Raw genomic sequence first — 16,697 nt, 5'->3', positions numbered from 1 at the left:
ACTTTTTGAGAAAAACGCCGGAAACCCGCTCTAGATCAGCGTTTTTGGCACTTTACTAATACTGCCTAGAATACTTGTCCGAAAACTTTGTCATAATATGTTCAAATTATTGGGCTGAAAAGGTGCAGGACGATCGGATTGTAAGCCAAAGTGGTTCAAAATACCCTGGACAATACGCTCACTTGCATGGCCATCTCCATAAGGATTTGCAGACTTGCTCATCTTCTCATAGGCTGCTGGATTCGTTAATAATTCACAAGCTTCCTTATAGATCAGCTCCGAATCAGAACCCACAAGCTTCAGTGTGCCCGCAGCAATTCCTTCTGGACGTTCCGTTGTATCACGAAGCACAAGTACCGGCACGCCGAACGATGGTGCTTCTTCTTGTATGCCACCAGAATCCGTGAGGATCATGTACGCATGCGGATATATATTATGGACTTCTTGCGCATCTAGCGGCTCAATGAGCTTAATGCGAGGGTGATTACCTAGCATCGCATGAGCAGGCTCCCTTACTGCCGGGCTTAAATGAACGGGATAAACGATCGCAATATCTTCAAATTCGTCGGCTAAGCGTCTTACTGCTTCAAAAATACGACGATGCGGCTCACCTTGCGACTCACGACGGTGCGCTGTCATCAAAATCAGCTTCTTACCCTCTGCCCAATCCAGTACAGGATGCGTAAAGTCTTCTTTTAACGTATATTGGAACACATCTGTGACGGTATTACCCGTTATATAGATCGTATTCTCCGATTTATTCTCTTTTCGCAAATTGTCTGCTGACCAATCCGTTGGTGCAAAATGAAGATCAGCTAGCACACCAGTCAATTGACGGTTCATCTCTTCTGGGAATGGAGACATCTTGTTCCATGTCCGAAGACCTGCTTCTACGTGTCCTACTGCAATCTGCTGCATAAATGCCGCATAGCTTGCTAGGAACGTCGTCAACGTATCTCCATGTACGAGAATCAAGTCTGGCTTTGTTTCGCAGAACACAGGCTCAAGACCTTGAAGTACACGAATCGTTAGCTCATTCAATGTCTGACGGTCCTTCATCACATTCAGGTCAAAGTCTGGCGTAATGTTGAAAATTTCCAGAACTTGATCCAGCATCTCACGGTGCTGAGCGGTTACGCAGACAAGCGATTCGATCTTGTCCTCATGCTTTTGCAATTCAAGCACTAGAGGTGCCATTTTAATTGCTTCCGGTCTGGTACCAAAAATCGTAATGACTTTTAAACGTTTCAAGCCATAAGCCCCCTTCTCTATCTCCCTATTAATAACCTGTGACTTCTACTTCGTTCCGAACAATCGATCTCCAGCATCCCCAAGTCCCGGTACAATATAACCGTGATCATTGAGGTAATCATCAACAGCTGCCACATAAATATCGATATCAGGGTGCGCCTCTTGTATCGCTCGAACACCTTCAGGTGCAGCAATAAGACACATCAGCTTGATTTGTGTGCAGTTCCGATTCTTCAGTGCTGTAATTGCAGCGATCGCTGAACCGCCTGTTGCCAGCATCGGATCGATGACGATCAATTGACGTTCTTGAACATCAGTAGGAAGTTTCACATAGTATTCTACGGGTTGAAGTGTCTCCGGGTCGCGGTATAAGCCAATATGACCGACTTTTGCTCCTGGGATGAGATTAAGAACACCCTCTACCATCCCTAATCCTGCACGTAAAATAGGAATTAGCCCTAACATTCTCCCCGAAATCGTGGAGCATACGGCTTCTGTAACAGGCGTTTTCACTTTAATTTGCGTTAGTGGCAGATTACGCGTAATCTCGTAAGCCATTAGTGTTGCTACTTCATCTACAAGATCGCGAAAATCCTTTGTATTCGTTCGCTCATCTCGGATGAACGTCAGCTTATGCTGAATGAGCGGATGATCACACACATACACTTTTCCCATTCTTAATCCTCCTAAATAATTCTAAATCCATCGAAAATCCGTTCTATTATACCATACGGTTTCATCCTTATCCTACCCAAAACTACAATGGCAGATACAAGAAAAAACGGTAAGCTCAGCACCTATCCGTCCTATTTAGCAATCATTAAAAATTCTAAGTTTGGCAATCGTCAAAAAGCCCACGGCTCATGTCGCTGGGCTTAGTGTATGTGATATTCAAATGATAGGGAAATAAATCGTAAAAACAACCCGAGGTAGCATAAGCGCCCTAATTCTTGAGGGGTTATCGTGTGATGGCTTAGGGTAGCAGCTTCCTACTTTGGATGCAACGTTGTTCGTTAAGCATTGTGCTTGTTCGCTCATATGCTGTCCGCGCTCTCGATGTTACTGACTAGGCTCATTCTCCTACTAAGTTAGCGTTTCTTGGATGATCGGGAGATGCTTCGTCTTCTCTAGTTGTTAGTCTAAAATGTAACCTCGAGTTGCTTTACTACTATAAAATAACATCATCTCCTTTTTAGTTCTGTGAAAAATATCACATAAAATTGATTCTATTCAAACTATTATTACAAAAAAACTCCCTCTCTGATCGAGAGGAAGCCTTGTGTATTTCTATTAGTAGGATAATCCTTCATACATTGGGTATTGTGCGGTCAAATCTTTTACCATACCGCGTACTTGCTCATGAATCGCTTGATCTTCAGGGTTTTTCAAAGTAAGAGCAATAATTTGCGCGATCTTCTTCATCGCCTCTGTTCCCATACCTCGTGAAGTCACCGCAGGTGTACCAATTCGAATACCACTTGTTACGAACGGAGAAGTCGGATCAAACGGGATCGCGTTCTTGTTGCAAGTTACACCGACTTCATCTAATAAATGCTCTGCCACTTTACCTGTTAGGTTCAAGCTTTGCAGGTCAATTAATAGCAAGTGGTTGTCAGTACCGCCCGATACAAGATTGATACCTTCTGCAGTCAAGCTTTCCGCTAATACTGCAGCATTGTCGATTACATTCTTCGCGTATGTCTTGAATTCCGGTTGCAAAGCTTCGCCGAGCGCAACAGCTTTTGCTGCAATGACATGCATCAAAGGCCCACCTTGGGAACCTGGGAATACGGCTTTATCAATCGCTGCAGCCCAAGACTTACGGCAAAGAATAAGTCCACCACGAGGTCCGCGAAGCGTTTTGTGTGTGGTTGTCGTTACGAAGTGTGCGTGTGGCACTGGGCTCGGATGCAAACCAGCTGCAACTAGACCTGCAATATGCGCCATGTCTACCATGAACAATGCACCTACATCGTTTGCGATCGCTGCTAATTTTTCAAAATCGATCACACGTGGGTATGCACTTGCACCCGCTACGATCATGCGAGGCTTATGTTTGAACGCGGCTTTGCGTACATCTTCATAATCGATTTGGGAATCTGTTTCTTTAACTCCGTAAGCGACGAAGTTATATAGAATACCGGATGCATTAACTGGACTGCCGTGTGTTAAATGCCCGCCGTGAGCAAGGTTCATCCCTAGAACGGTATCACCAGGATTTAGTGCAGCAAGATACACCGCCATGTTCGCTTGCGCGCCAGAGTGCGGTTGTACGTTTGCATGCTCAGCACCGAACAATTCTTTCGCGCGATCACGTGCGATATCTTCTACGATGTCGACATATTCACAACCGCCATAGTATCTACGACCCGGGTAGCCCTCTGCATATTTGTTTGTAAGTACAGTTCCTGCTGCTTCCATTACGGCACGGGATACAAAGTTCTCGGAAGCAATCAATTCAATTTTGTCGCGTTGACGACCGAGTTCGAGGTTAATCGCTTCTACAAGTTTAGGATCTTGCTTTTTTAAAAATTCCATGGATGATTCCTCCTATACGGTTGGGTTCAAAAAGTCTAGGTACTGCGGAGAAATATTGTGTTTCCGATCGCTGTTGAAATCGTGAAATTTGAATGGATGATGGGGTATATTCACGATTTCAAAGGCGAGCGCTTCGCTTCTCCAACACATCATTTCTCCTTCGCCTGACTTTTTGAACATTTATTTTTATTTACAATCGGTTACTTCGTTATTACTTGTCGGCTGAGCTTGAGGTTCATCCACGGTATAAACCGCACGTACGCCACCAATCAGCTTAGGACGAAAATAGGCCATTGTGACGTATGCGCTGCCGATAAATGGAATCGATGGACGAACAGGCACCGCAACAGGTCTTAAGTGCATACCGATCAATGTAGAACCGATATCAATTCCTGCATGTGCGCGGATTTGCTCAACCACAACAGCATCAGGCAAATGACGGTAAGCATAAGCTGCCATGGAGCCGCCTGCCCGTGGCATTGGAATCACGCTCACAGGTTCAAGTCCATAGCGCTCCGCTGCTTCACCACTTACGACTAAAGCCCGATTCAGGTGCTCACAGCATTGGAATGCAGGAAGCAATCCGAATTCACGGCATACTTGATCTACACCTTGGAACAATTCCTGTGCCACTTCAAGCGTACCTGAAGTACCAATATGTGCACCAAGTACTTCCGACGTCGAGCAACCAATCACGACGAGCTGCCCAGCCTTCAGATTACCTGCGGTTACAAGCTCCCTTAAATTTTGCTGAACGGCTTCGCCGATCGTTCCTACAACTTCTTTTTGCATACTTCCTGCCCCCTTTTGCATCTCCATCTGCTCCACGTTATGCAATCACTAGGATTGTAAACGTGATTCAAGTGCAGTCAATTTTCCGATACGTGCACAATGACGAGGACCTTCTGAAAACTCAGTCTCCAGCCATACTTTCACGATTTCCTCAGCCACTCCTGGTCCAACAACGCGCTCGCCCATTGCTAGCACGTTTGAATCATTATGCTCACGAGTTGCTTTGGCCGAGAATAAGTCCTGCACCAATGCACAGCGAACACCCGGGAATTTATTAGCCGCAATCGACATGCCTATTCCTGTTCCGCAAATCAGAATACCACGATTCACTTCACCTGCGACAACCTTCTGGCACACTGCAGCAGCAAAATCAGGATAGTCGACGGAATCCGGACCGTTTACCCCATAATCCTGTACTTCATGTCCAAGCTGTTCTAACAATGGAACGATAACATCTTTCAAACGATACCCTGCGTGATCTGCACCAATCGCAATTTTCAATGGTTACGCCTCCTCTATTTGCCCCAATATATTAGCTGATGGGGCTGTAAACATGCCTTCATTATACCCCATTTTTCAGGACATTCCAGTTGGTGAGAAGTGGATCACAATTGAACAATATATGCTCTTGCAAAATGAAAAAAAGAGCAAACGACATGCGTATATACACGCAGCGATGCTCTTTGCCCAGGCGACCGGCCGTATCCCTCGATGCTCCATTGTGGTTGGACCCACTCGTCGCCAGTTACATCAAGGCTTTATAATTGATCTTATTTTAGCTCATTGTGTGAAGTCTGTAAAGAGAAAGCCCTCTGGATATCCCTTATCCTTTAACAGTTACTGTGACTGATGCAGCCGCTTAATCAGCTTCTGAATTTCTTGCTCAATCTCAGCTGCTGTCTTCCGGTACAACTCTAACGAGCCACCAAAAGGATCTGAGATATCAACGCCCGGAGCAAGTTGTTCTAGCTCATAATAACGTTCTTTCTCTGCCTCTGTTATTTCGTGACCCAGCGCTTGCTTGAGACTTAGCTCCGCAATAAGTGCCTCTCGCTCTTGTTGAATATGCGATGCACTGCCTTCCCCGATTGCATACTCTTTGAGGGTATACGTCTTACTTACGGAGTCGGGGTAATGCTGAACCAAAGCGTTCTTATGACTAAACGTCATGGTAAGAATGAGATCGGCCCACTGCACCACATCCGAAGTGACCGAGCTGGAGCGAATTGCATCCGAAGCTCCTTTTTCCCGCAAGATTTGAGCGGAGTTACTTGAGATTGGCCCACCATTTGCTGCATATACACCTGCAGATCGCACCTCTACGTCCATTCCTGCGTCACGAGCAAGCTTGCGCATGAGCCCTTCTGCCAGCGGTGAGCGACATGTGTTACCCGTACATACAAATAAAATGCGAAGCATCTCACCGCATCCTTTCTTTGTAGATCACTCTTCTATCTGATACTTCTATTATACCTCATTTGAGAAGAAATGCTTCATCATCTGAAGAGGGACTGACGATAAGAATGTTCGTTTAGAGTAAGAAATTCAGTCCGAATGCCAGTAAGATAATGCCGCCTAAGGCTTCTCCATAGCCACCAACGATATGAGATACTCGTTTACCCAACATCAATCCCATTATGGACATCAGTCCACCGACAAGGCCGAACATGATTACTGTTAAAATGACGTCAGAAGCGAACATACCTAATGATACGCCTACTGAAAAAGAATCCACCGAGACGCTCAGTGCAAATAGCGCAAGTCCCCATAGTGTCATCGGCTGACGGACAGGCTGCTGATCATTCGAACTTGTAAGTGAAGAATAGAGCATATGTCCGCCGAGTACGACTAGGAGAATGCCACCGATCGAGACAGCAACTTGTCCAAGTAACGAGGAAACATAGTGCCCCATAAATATACCGAACAACGGCATGAGAATATGAAAAAGTCCAATCACAAAAGAGAGCCATGCAATATGAAGCAGCCGAACACCTCTCATGCCCATCCCCAGTCCAAGCGAAAATGCATCGAACCCGAGGGCGATTGACATGATGAGTATCGTCATAAACTGCCCCACCGCAAAACTAGACATCCCTAAGCCCCCCTGTCCACCTTGTCTTCTCCCAACATATGCGGGCAGTGGACAAATCATGCTAGGATTGCTCAGGTGTGAAAAGAACAAGCTCGAAAAAGTTGCTTACGCGCTTAGTCTGCGCTTAGGGTACGACCGCCTGCCGCTTTACGCAGGCGGTTCATGATCGCGGCCCCGATGCCATGCTCGGGGCAACTCTCCGCCAAGATGAAGGTTGCCTCATCTTGGTCAAACTGTCGCAGGGCTGCGAACAGGCCCTGCGCAATCGTCTGCGGCGAGCGAAGCGAGCCGCAGGCGACGACGACGTCGGCCTCCTCGTAGAGGGCCGACCGTTCCGTACGGGTGAGCACGCCTGTGCGCTCACCCCGAGAGGCTGCGGCGCGCAGCTCGCGCCGGATCAGATCTGCGACGGCGTCCGGATCGGCGCCGTCAACGAGGATCATCCGCCCACGCGGTGCGTAGTGGGCGTATTTCATGCCCGGCGCGCGAGGCGCCTCGTCGGCGCTTGCAGCAGTGGCAGCTGCGGCGGAATCGTCCGCCGCAGCTCGCCCTTCTGCTGCATCGCCGCGAGACTCGCCCCCCGCCGGGGCGATGACCGTGACGCCGGGCAGCGCTTCGCGCAGCTGCTCGGCGGTCACGCCGCCAGGACGCAGGATATGCAAAGCATCCTGCGCCCACTCGACCACCGTCGACTCCAGTCCGACGGTGGCTGACCCTGCCTCGACGATGCCGCCAATGCGGCCGTCGAGATCGGCTAACACGTGCTCGGCGCGTGTGGGGCTTGGCTTGCCCGAGGAGTTCGCGCTCGGGGCTGCAATTGGGCGGCCCGAGAGGCGAATGAGCTCGCGGGCAACGTCATTGTCGGGGATGCGAACCCCGACAGTAGATAACCCCGCTGTAACAAGCGGGGAGATTGCGTCTTCCCGTACTGGGAAAATAATCGTAAGAGGCCCTGGCCAGAACGCTTTCATTAAGCGATCGACAGGACCCGTAACAGGGGATGTCCATTTATTTAAATCCTGACGATCTGCAATATGTACGATGAGCGGATTGTCGGATGGTCGTCCTTTTGCTATAAAAATTTGTTTCACCGCTTCGGTGTTCGTTGCATCTGCACCTAATCCATATACCGTTTCCGTAGGGAAAGCAACGGTCTGCCCTTCCCGCAGCAGCTCTGCTGCGGCGCTTAATGCTTCTTGTGAGGCAGCGTCATCCACACTTCGGTCGATATGCCATTGTTTTGTCAAAGCGTCCTCATCCTTTACATAATTGTTTCCGACTCATGATGTACTCTCTATCCAATAGATTGTGTATGATGTGTCAAAATTTTACCGAAAATAGTGCCATTACGCAAACCAACTGTTGATCCAATCCCATAAAAAGAACCGATATTGACGCTCATTTGATTTCTCTGAGGCATTTGAAGCTGTTTTAACATCTTTGGAATTGTTCGTTTGGATGCCTTTAGTGGTCTTGTCCTCTTTGTTACTCGCTACCGCATCCCCTGACACTACATCCACAAAGCATAAAGGTGGGAACAATACACACCACCAGTTCTGACCTTCACCTTTACCGAGTGTGATTCGCAGTGCCTCATAATCACCTGCTGGATACACTTGACCGCCATACATTTTAGCTGGAAAAGGAACCTGCCCAAGCTCCACTTTATAGCTGTAGTCGTAACCGCGCTTTTGAAGTTCTTTTCCAACTAGCTCCTGCAATTCTGGTAAATGGGATGTAATTGTCGTGCGCGCTTGCTCCAATGTCTGCGGACCCGCTGCCCACTCGCCTATTTGCGCAATAACAGCATCACGTATTTCACGCTTCACGAATTGATCCATTGGATCATCCGAATTCGCTAAGATACGAAGACGAATGGATTCTTGGGGAATACTTGTCGCCGCTATCGCCGTGTTTCCTCTATTTCCTTCCCAACAAACGATCATAAATATAAGTGCAAATGCCAGAATCATATAAGTGCGAAATGAAGAAGAATTGTTAAAAGAATGATTAGATAAATGTTTGCTTTCCATCGTGATTTGCCCCTCTCAAGTTCCTATAAGCCTAGTATGGGCAAGATGGATGGAAGCTAAACTATGAATCTAGCAAAATTTTAATAAATCGAAAATCATTAAAAAAGCTGCCGAGGTTCAACCCTCAAGCAGCTTATTTTATGGGTCTAAATATGTGATTTGCATATCGTCTATTTCTCTCGCACACCAATCACATGACGGTCGATTCCCGCGAGGTCTTTCACGAAGTGGATCTCATAGTCGCCGCAGGCGCGCAGCAGGGCGGCGACGTCTTCCGCCTGCCCCATGCCGACTTCAAAGCCGACAAGTGTCGGCAGCTTCGGCAGCTCGGGCAGCTGTTCACATAAGCGGCGGTACGGCTCCAAGCCGTCTTCGCCGCCGATCAGTGCCAGGTGCGGCTCATACAGCCGCACCTCTGGCTGCAGCGAGGGGATCTCCCTCGCTGGAATATACGGTGGATTGCTAATCAGCATATCCACCTCTATGCGCCCCTCAATGAAGGGGCGCAGCAGATCACCCTCGAAGAAGGTGATCTGCTCCCGAACGCCGCACGCTGCGGCGTTCTTCTGTGCGATCGCTAGCGCCTGCGGCGAGAGATCGCTCGCATACACGCGCCATGCCGGGCAGTGGCGCGCAATCGTGACCGGGATCGCACCGCTCCCGGTCCCAACATCGGCAAGGGTAAGCTGCACCCCTTGCCCGAACGCCCTCACTCCCTCGTGCATCATATGCTCCACGAGGAGCTCGGTTTCCGGGCGTGGAATGAGCACGCCCGGGCCAACCCCTAGTGTAATGCCGTAGAATTCAGTCTCACCGATAATATACTGTACCGGCTCTCCTTCGGCTTTACGTTGAATTCCCTCGCGCCACGCAGTGGCGCGAGCCGCGGGAAATGGTTCCGACCAAGTAAGCAGCAGCTCACTGCGGCTGACACCAAGCACATGCTGCAGCAGCAATTCACATACGACTCGTGCGTCCTGCACCTCGCACGCCTCTAAAAAAGAAGAAGCCTCAACATAGGCTTCTCTCACACTAGCATTCACCGCGCTTGCGCGGAACTGTGACTTCATCTTAAATCTGTTCTCCCTTATCGAGAAGATCAGATTGTGCTGCAATCGTTAGTGCATTCACGATTTCTCCCATATCCCCGTTAAGTACGGTATCAAGCTTATGCAGAGTAAGCCCAATGCGGTGGTCTGTTACACGGCTTTGTGGGAAGTTATACGTACGAATACGTTCACTTCGGTCACCCGTACCCACTTTGCTCTTACGCTCGCCAGCAATTTTCGCCATCTCTTCTTGTTGGAACTTATCAAAGATACGCGAACGAAGAACTTGCAACGCTTTTGCTTTGTTATCATTTTGCGATTTTCCGTCTTGGCAAGTCGCAATAACGCCCGTTGGAACGTGCGTTACACGTACCGCAGACTTCGTCGTATTAACCGACTGTCCGCCTGCACCCGAGGAACAGAACGTATCGACGCGAATATCGCTGTCTTTAATTTCAATATCAAAATCTTCCGCCTCTGGCATCACAACGACTGTTGACGTAGACGTGTGTATACGTCCGCCCGATTCGGTTACTGGAATACGCTGTACACGGTGTGCGCCACTCTCATACTTCAGCTTGGAGTATGCACCTTTTCCTGTAATCATGAAAATAATCTCTTTAAATCCACCCAAATCGTTCAAGGACGCATCCAAAATTTCTGTACGCCAGTTTTGCGAATCTGCAAAACGTGTGTACATTTTGTATAAATCACCTGCGAACAAGGCAGCCTCGTCACCACCTGCTGCACCACGGATCTCCACGATTACGTTTTTATCGTCATTTGGATCTTTTGGCAGCATTAAGAAGTTCAGACGATCTTCAAGCTCTTGCTTACGCGCACCAAGCTCGTCAAGCTCCATCTTCACAAGCTCACGCATCTCATCATCGAGCTTTTCATTTTGCATTGCCTTAGCTGACTCATAGCCTTGGTACACATCTTTATATTCCATGTACGTATCATACGTCTCTTGCAAATCCGACTGCTCTTTAGAGTAGTCGCGCAGCTTTCTGGAATCACTAGTTACATCTGGATCACACAGCAGCTCGCTAAGTTTGTCATAACGGTCTGCTACGGATTGTAAACGGTCCAACATTCGGATTTCCCCCCTTGTTTAATTTATGCCATTCTAGCCGTAGATGCTAATCCTTGTGGAGTGTATTCAAAAAGCTTGATCACTGCGAAGAAAAGAAGCACTTCCGGTCGCTGTTGAAATCGTGAAAGTTTTGATTAGATGTGGTGGTAATTTCACGATTTCAAAGGCGAACGCTACGCTCTCAAATTTTTCCGAAGGAAAATGTACATCGAAAGAGTTAACTTAGTGCTTCTTTTCTTCTCCGTTTAACTTTTTGAACACGCGTGTTCAGATTCGCTATACGTTAAAACGGAAGTGCATAACATCGCCATCACGAACGACATATTCTTTACCTTCAAGACGAACTTGACCGCGCTCTTTAGCACCGTTCATGGAGCCTGCTGCGATTAGATCGTCATAAGCTACAACCTCGGCACGGATGAATCCACGCTCAAAGTCTGTATGAATAACACCCGCAGCTTGCGGTGCTTTTGTACCTTTACGGATCGTCCAAGCGCGTACTTCTTGCACACCTGCAGTAAAGTACGTGTATAGACCAAGCAGCTTGTAAGCTGCTTTAATCAAGCGATTTAGGCCGGACTCTTCCAAACCTAGCTCCTCAAGGAACATCACTTTTTCTTCATCATCAAGTTCTGCGATTTCCGCTTCTACTTTTGCCGAGATTGGAACCACTTCCGCACCCTCTTGAGCTGCGAATGCGCGAACTTTTTGTACATATTCATTGTCTTCTGCTTGCGCTACTTCACTCTCAGCAACGTTTGCCGCATAAAGAACAGGCTTCATTGTCAGCAAGTGCATGTCACGAATCACTATTTTCTCATCTTCACTTAGCTCTACACTACGTGCAGGTTGATCATTATAAAGTGCCTCTTTTACACGCTCTAACACTTCAACTTCAGCCGCGTACTGTTTGTTGCCGCCTTTCATATTTTTGCGGGAACGATCGATCCGTTTTTCAACAGAATCCAAATCCGCCAAAATAAGTTCCAAATTAATTGTTTCAATATCGCCAATCGGATCGATTTTACCCGATACATGTGTAATATTCTCATCAACAAAACAACGTACAACGTGGACAATCGCATCCACTTCACGAATGTTTGCTAGAAATTTATTGCCTAAGCCTTCGCCTTTACTCGCACCTTTCACAAGTCCTGCAATATCAACGAATTCGAATGCAGTAGGTACGATACTTTTCGGTACTACAATCTCAACCAGCTTCTGCATTCTCTCATCCGGCACTTCCACTACCCCTACGTTTGGATCAATTGTACAAAAAGGATAGTTCGCCGATTCGGCACCCGCTTGCGTGATCGCGTTAAATAAAGTCGATTTTCCGACGTTCGGTAAGCCGACGATTCCTGCTTTTAAAGCCATGGATAAGACACTCCTTAAACGTTCAGTTTATTAATAGACCAACCTATATTATATAGCAGCATTCCCCGCGTTACAATGAATTACCGTTCAATTCCATATTAATGTCAAGAAAAGGCTGATAATTCCACTTACACTTTCTTATATTTTCAAAAAAATCTACTGTCCATCATTGAAATGAACAGTAGATTCTTGATTGCTGCTTCGTATATAAGATCATGCTTGTGCCTTTTTCCAGTCCAAATAAATCCCTACCTGTGCTCGCATAATAAACGAACGAAGTGAAGTCAATTCCTCTATAGAGGGCTGTTTCACGAATTTAGCCCCATAATAAACACCTACTGACACACTCGATCGATGAACAATCTCTGCTTGAACAGAAAGCTTAAAGCCCAAGTCGACCTCCATCCCAACGAGAAAGGAAGAATCAAAATCCATCTCGCCCGCTAACACCGTAAAACCGATTCCCCCTAAAGAAAGGTTCGTCACTGTAAGCGGCACAGGCGTTGGGAGCAGTGATTTAATTGGAATACGTGGGTTCTCGATCATTCGGATCATCCCCGATTGATTCACATCCACCCTCGGATGCTCCCGCTGATCAAAAGATTTACGCTTCACATCCGGGGGGTTAATCACAATGACGGAACCTGAATCTCTGGCAATGACTCTACTTTCAAAATGGTGAATTCCACTTGTCGAATAGATCGTAAGCTTCAGCGATTCTCCAAGCTTAAATACTTCCCATTCCGCAATCTCAACTTCAATAATATCTCCTTCTGCATACTTCAAGATTCCCGTGGAAACAAAGTTGTTTTTTTCAATAACTGTTATGGAATTTACAAAAGCTTGCGCAGCACCAAGTCCTTTGCCAAAAGTAGGCGGTGTGTGGCTTGGTCGATCCTCATTCATGTGACTATTCATAATCTCCCACCTCTGCTGATTAAAAATGATTACTGCTGCCTTGCTAGTTCCCATAAAATTACTTACAATCTATAATTACATCGACAATATCCACTAAAAAAATGAACTTATCCACATTTGCATAGACTTATCCACAGACTTATGCACAAACTGTTAACAAGAATAGATGTTCGAACTGGTTATCCACCTGTTTATAACATATATAAGGAGGTTGTCCACTGTGGAAAACCATATTCGATGGATGCAAGAAGCAATCCGGGAAGCTAAACTCGCTGAGGAACTTCGTGAAGTTCCGATTGGCGCTGTTATTGTTCACGGCGATGAAATCATCGGGCGCGGACACAATTTACGTGAAACGACACTTGATCCAACTGCTCACGCTGAAATGATTGCCATTCGCCAGGCTAGCGAGCATCTAGATGCATGGCGTCTGCTCGACTGCACGTTATATGTGACGCTTGAGCCTTGCCCAATGTGCGCAGGAGCCATTGTACAGTCCCGCATTCCAACGGTGGTGTATGCAACAACTGATCCAAAAGCCGGTTGCGCAGGCACACTGATGAATCTTCTTCAGGAAGAACGATTTAATCACCGTGTGGATGTAATTTCGGGCGTCATGCAGCAGGAATGTGCTGGGCTTTTGACGAACTTTTTCCGAGAGCTTCGGCGTAAGATGTAAAGCAGCTTATTTGATTGAGAAAGGAGAGATTGCCTTGTCAGATTCAAGACGGATTTGGAACAGAATTCATATGGTCGTTGAGCTATGTATCTTAATTGGTTTCATCATCAGCATCATTCCATTTGGTTACGCGTGGTCATCCTCATGGGTTATACCATTTGTGATTATCAGTGCGGTTTTTTCATTTGTATTAAGCAATGGCACCTTTTTCACCACACTCATCAATATTGGAATGGCTTTACTGGGTCTCGTTCCTCTACTCGGTTATATACCTAGAATTGTTGGGATCATCATCTCATTTATTAACATGATGATCATTAGCAATCGTTCATCTTCGCGCTCTTAGCAATTAGCTTGTCGGCTTGGAGCGCTGCAACCACTTGAGCGCTTCTCGGCGACTTAATGGAGCAAGTGTTTCTTTTTCAACGAAGGCGATTACCTGCTCAGGTGCTGTTTTGGAATATTCCCGCAGCGCCCAACCAATGCTTTTTTGAATAAAAAATTCCTTTGAAGACGCACACGCCTGAATGTAGCGGTACAGCCGCTCTTCATCCGTGTGTGTTTTGTATTTAAGCTGATAGAGAATCGCTGTTCGCTGCAACCACATATTAGACGATGCAATCCAACGATCTGGATACATAGGTAGCAACTCGGGATGCTTGCCAAGAATGGTGCCAACAGCATTCGAAGCGAGCAAATCGACCGTATCCCACCAAGAATTTGTCGTGATTAGCTCTTCTAGTAAATCAAGGTGATCTGGCTGAAGCTTTTTCATATATTTTCCGAGTAAAAATAGCGCCGTATACGCATACTCCCGCTCCGGCAGCTGCCACAGTTCTCGTACAATTTGCGGCAGTTCATCCATCGTCGGCAGGCCCTGTTCCGCAACAAATTGTCTCGTTAATGCATCTCGCTCAGGCGTACGTATACCTAGAAAAGGAAACAAATTCTTCATGTAGCGTGCCATCGGTTCTGCTTGATCACTATCGCGATACGGCTCCAATACATCTTTCATTGCTTTTGTATACGCCTGCATGACGATTACCCCCACCTTTCATCTTTCAAATAAAAAAACGCCGATACTCTTATCTATAAGTATCGACGCGTTTCCTCAATATATTAACAGCTTAATTCACCTGATTATCCAATTCCTTATAATCTACCAATTGATCACGAATTCGCCGCCTGTGCTCGGAACGGTCCACGTTTTATTAGCTCCAGATTGCCACGTAACGCTGCCTGCTCCATTTTTCTTAATCGCTTTGAATTCATAGTAACGATTGCTTCCCAAGTAAACAGTGCCTACCCAATCCCCATTGCTGTATGTTAGCTTCGGTGTGTAGACGCCTGTTGTCCATTTGCCCAGCTCCCACCGTGAACCGCTGATGTACACAACTTCACCTGGTGCGGTATTTGCGCCTTTCACTCGGAATGTAACGGGCACCGGTGTCATCGCAATCGCATCACTAAAATAAGGTAATTCGCCTGTTGCCGTACCATTAGCATTCACGACATTTGCCATACGAAGCAGCGTAAAGCTGCTGAAATTGTAATTAAACAGCGCTTGCGCGAGATTTTGATACTTTTGCCCATCATTAACAATCGGCAGTGCATTTTCCCCGGTTAGCACAATTCCTTTGTTATTCGCAAGGGATGAAATGTTAATGACAAGCGACTGTGGCGCAGAATACTCCGGTGATGTGTTCGCTTTGGAATCATCCATCTCTAGACAAGTAAACGTTAAGTTTACATTGGATGTCTTAAACTGATCTAGAATAGTGGAATAGTTATAGTAACCCGCTCCGTATTCTGCGGCATGCGGCATTGTCGGATGGTTCATGAGCCAGTGAATGCCCGCGACTTTTGCCCCAATTGGGACAGGTTTCACACCATCTCCCCGATCGTAGGTAAAAGCGGAGTCAAAGCGATTATGAGCCTTCGTTGCAATGGCTGACAAATGCTTCGTTAGCACCGACTGGTACCAGTTCAAAAAATCTTTTCCGTAGTTCGTGTTACGACCTGTTATAAAGAATTGATCTCCATCGCTCGGCGGATTAATCGCAGTGAATGCACTTAGCGTCGTTCCCCAAGCTGTATTTACTGCAGCGATCGTTCCATACTTCGCCTGCATGGCGTTACGGAAATCGGTTTTAGCTGTATCCGTGTAAGCTTGCAGCTTGCCTCTACCTGGATAGGACCACCCATCGGCGCTCTGATAGCTTGGATAACGCAGTTCCCCAGCAGGCCCTCCACTTAAACTAATCTCCCAGATGATATCTTTATAACTGCTAAAATTAGCTGCAAAAGAAGCATACAGCTCATCGTATTGTGCAGCTGTTCCTGACCACCATGGAGACAAAGTCTCCCCGTTCATATAGCCCGTTTCGCTCTTAAATTTAAGTTGATCGGCTGTGCCTTTACCCCATATCCATGACGGCAGCGGTACGTTGCAATCATCCCCTACATTACCGCCGCATTGGTGCGTGGACAATATCGGAATCCACTTGAGCCCTGCTGCTCTAACTTGGCTGGCATACGTCAAATAGTATGACCAGTCGAAAATTTGGTCGCCTACCGCTTCTACATCGCCCCACCATACATCGGTTGTAATCCCAGCAACGCCGTTATCCTTAAGTGTCTTGAGCTGTTTGCCGAATGCTGTCCAATCTGTAATGTGAGTCAGCGGTGCCATTACGAATGCCTTGTAGGTATTGTTGATCGTAGCTGACGCAGGTTGTGTGACTGAGAAGATTAGAACAAGTGATAGCAGGAACGTCAGTCCCGCTTTTAGCCATTTACGCATCATTCATTCTCCCTTTCATCTTGGAAAATAAAAGCCCCGATTACTTGCCTATCGGGGCTGACTATCACA

At 46.9% G+C, this 16,697-nt stretch carries 17 protein-coding genes and 1 riboswitch; of the genes, 2 read left to right on the top strand and 15 right to left on the bottom strand.

Going from position 1 to position 16,697, the window contains the following annotated elements; translation table 11 throughout:
- Positions 1-90 precede the first annotated feature (90 nt).
- The 13 genes from wecB to ACSBOP_RS00310 all read right to left on the bottom strand — a co-directional run bounded on the left by wecB (position 91) and on the right by ACSBOP_RS00310 (position 13,146).
- Positions 91-1,251 (bottom strand): non-hydrolyzing UDP-N-acetylglucosamine 2-epimerase, encoded by a 1,161-nt coding sequence (gene wecB, locus ACSBOP_RS00370; protein WP_442602554.1) that lies wholly within the window; start codon positions 1,249-1,251, stop codon positions 91-93.
- A 45-nt stretch (positions 1,252-1,296) separates the two neighbouring features.
- The gene (gene upp / locus ACSBOP_RS00365) at positions 1,297-1,926 is read right to left on the bottom strand and encodes a uracil phosphoribosyltransferase (protein ID WP_442602553.1); all 630 of its coding nucleotides are present in this window, start codon (positions 1,924-1,926) and stop codon (positions 1,297-1,299) included.
- 615 nt (positions 1,927-2,541) lie between these two features.
- Positions 2,542-3,789 (bottom strand): serine hydroxymethyltransferase, encoded by a 1,248-nt coding sequence (glyA, locus tag ACSBOP_RS00360; RefSeq protein ID WP_442602552.1) that lies wholly within the window; start codon positions 3,787-3,789, stop codon positions 2,542-2,544.
- Between the two features lie 186 nt (positions 3,790-3,975).
- The gene (locus tag ACSBOP_RS00355) at positions 3,976-4,581 is read right to left on the bottom strand and encodes a TIGR01440 family protein (RefSeq protein ID WP_442602551.1); all 606 of its coding nucleotides are present in this window, start codon (positions 4,579-4,581) and stop codon (positions 3,976-3,978) included.
- Positions 4,582-4,629: 48 nt separating this feature from the next.
- Complete coding sequence (rpiB, locus tag ACSBOP_RS00350) at positions 4,630-5,082, bottom strand: ribose 5-phosphate isomerase B (RefSeq protein WP_442602550.1); 453 nt, start codon at positions 5,080-5,082, stop codon at positions 4,630-4,632.
- A 177-nt stretch (positions 5,083-5,259) separates the two neighbouring features.
- Positions 5,260-5,340: riboswitch (ZMP/ZTP riboswitch) on the bottom strand.
- 78 nt (positions 5,341-5,418) lie between these two features.
- Complete coding sequence (locus ACSBOP_RS00345; RefSeq protein WP_442602549.1) at positions 5,419-6,000, bottom strand: low molecular weight protein arginine phosphatase; 582 nt, start codon at positions 5,998-6,000, stop codon at positions 5,419-5,421.
- A 112-nt stretch (positions 6,001-6,112) separates the two neighbouring features.
- Entirely contained in the window at positions 6,113-6,673 is a 561-nt protein-coding gene (locus ACSBOP_RS00340; protein WP_442602548.1) for a manganese efflux pump MntP, read from the bottom strand.
- 113 nt (positions 6,674-6,786) lie between these two features.
- Positions 6,787-7,920 (bottom strand): L-threonylcarbamoyladenylate synthase, encoded by a 1,134-nt coding sequence (locus ACSBOP_RS00335; protein ID WP_442602547.1) that lies wholly within the window; start codon positions 7,918-7,920, stop codon positions 6,787-6,789.
- A gap of 99 nt (positions 7,921-8,019) precedes the next feature.
- On the bottom strand, positions 8,020-8,706 hold the full coding sequence (gene spoIIR / locus ACSBOP_RS00330; protein ID WP_442602546.1) for a stage II sporulation protein R: 687 nt from the start codon (positions 8,704-8,706) through the stop codon (positions 8,020-8,022).
- Positions 8,707-8,876: 170 nt separating this feature from the next.
- Positions 8,877-9,776, bottom strand: a complete 900-nt coding sequence (gene prmC, locus ACSBOP_RS00325; protein WP_442602545.1) for a peptide chain release factor N(5)-glutamine methyltransferase — start codon at positions 9,774-9,776, stop codon at positions 8,877-8,879.
- A 1-nt stretch (position 9,777) separates the two neighbouring features.
- Positions 9,778-10,851, bottom strand: coding sequence for a peptide chain release factor 1 (gene prfA / locus ACSBOP_RS00320; protein ID WP_442602544.1), 1,074 nt, complete (start codon positions 10,849-10,851; stop codon positions 9,778-9,780).
- A 276-nt stretch (positions 10,852-11,127) separates the two neighbouring features.
- Entirely contained in the window at positions 11,128-12,228 is a 1,101-nt protein-coding gene (ychF, locus tag ACSBOP_RS00315; RefSeq protein WP_442602543.1) for a redox-regulated ATPase YchF, read from the bottom strand.
- Between the two features lie 213 nt (positions 12,229-12,441).
- Positions 12,442-13,146: a PilZ domain-containing protein gene (locus tag ACSBOP_RS00310; RefSeq protein ID WP_442602542.1), complete on the bottom strand. Its 705-nt coding sequence runs from the start codon at positions 13,144-13,146 to the stop codon at positions 12,442-12,444.
- A gap of 241 nt (positions 13,147-13,387) precedes the next feature.
- Between ACSBOP_RS00310 and tadA the strand changes: the two genes are divergently transcribed.
- On the top strand, positions 13,388-13,825 hold the full coding sequence (gene tadA, locus ACSBOP_RS00305; protein ID WP_442604326.1) for a tRNA adenosine(34) deaminase TadA: 438 nt from the start codon (positions 13,388-13,390) through the stop codon (positions 13,823-13,825).
- A 34-nt stretch (positions 13,826-13,859) separates the two neighbouring features.
- Positions 13,860-14,171: a hypothetical protein gene (locus tag ACSBOP_RS00300; protein WP_442602541.1), complete on the top strand. Its 312-nt coding sequence runs from the start codon at positions 13,860-13,862 to the stop codon at positions 14,169-14,171.
- Between the two features lie 3 nt (positions 14,172-14,174).
- Here the strand turns inward: ACSBOP_RS00300 and ACSBOP_RS00295 are convergent, their stop codons facing one another.
- Together ACSBOP_RS00295 and ACSBOP_RS00290 are read right to left on the bottom strand one after the other, a co-directional pair.
- Positions 14,175-14,861, bottom strand: a complete 687-nt coding sequence (locus ACSBOP_RS00295; protein WP_442602540.1) for a DNA alkylation repair protein — start codon at positions 14,859-14,861, stop codon at positions 14,175-14,177.
- A gap of 123 nt (positions 14,862-14,984) precedes the next feature.
- A complete protein-coding gene (locus ACSBOP_RS00290) occupies positions 14,985-16,628 on the bottom strand; it encodes a family 14 glycosylhydrolase (protein ID WP_442604325.1) in 1,644 nt (547 codons plus the stop codon).
- Positions 16,629-16,697 lie beyond the last annotated feature (69 nt).

This window comes from Paenibacillus sp. KN14-4R, from assembly GCF_052180255.1.
Taxonomy (GTDB): Bacteria; Bacillota; Bacilli; order Paenibacillales; family NBRC-103111; genus Paenibacillus_AM.
This window is presented reverse-complemented; position numbering and strand designations above follow the sequence as displayed.

Coding starts and splice junctions, on each gene's coding strand:
- upp (WP_442602553.1), bottom strand. CDS start 1,926: ATGGGAAAAGTGTATGTGTGTGATCATCCGCTCATTCAGCATAAGCTG.
- glyA (WP_442602552.1), bottom strand. CDS start 3,789: ATGGAATTTTTAAAAAAGCAAGATCCTAAACTTGTAGAAGCGATTAAC.
- ACSBOP_RS00355 (WP_442602551.1), bottom strand. CDS start 4,581: ATGCAAAAAGAAGTTGTAGGAACGATCGGCGAAGCCGTTCAGCAAAAT.
- ACSBOP_RS00345 (WP_442602549.1), bottom strand. CDS start 6,000: ATGCTTCGCATTTTATTTGTATGTACGGGTAACACATGTCGCTCACCG.
- ACSBOP_RS00340 (WP_442602548.1), bottom strand. CDS start 6,673: ATGTCTAGTTTTGCGGTGGGGCAGTTTATGACGATACTCATCATGTCA.
- spoIIR (WP_442602546.1), bottom strand. CDS start 8,706: ATGGAAAGCAAACATTTATCTAATCATTCTTTTAACAATTCTTCTTCA.
- prmC (WP_442602545.1), bottom strand. CDS start 9,776: ATGAAGTCACAGTTCCGCGCAAGCGCGGTGAATGCTAGTGTGAGAGAA.
- prfA (WP_442602544.1), bottom strand. CDS start 10,851: ATGTTGGACCGTTTACAATCCGTAGCAGACCGTTATGACAAACTTAGC.
- ychF (WP_442602543.1), bottom strand. CDS start 12,228: ATGGCTTTAAAAGCAGGAATCGTCGGCTTACCGAACGTCGGAAAATCG.
- ACSBOP_RS00310 (WP_442602542.1), bottom strand. CDS start 13,146: ATGAATAGTCACATGAATGAGGATCGACCAAGCCACACACCGCCTACT.
- tadA (WP_442604326.1), top strand. CDS start 13,388: ATGCAAGAAGCAATCCGGGAAGCTAAACTCGCTGAGGAACTTCGTGAA.
- ACSBOP_RS00295 (WP_442602540.1), bottom strand. CDS start 14,861: ATGCAGGCGTATACAAAAGCAATGAAAGATGTATTGGAGCCGTATCGC.
- ACSBOP_RS00290 (WP_442604325.1), bottom strand. CDS start 16,628: ATGCGTAAATGGCTAAAAGCGGGACTGACGTTCCTGCTATCACTTGTT.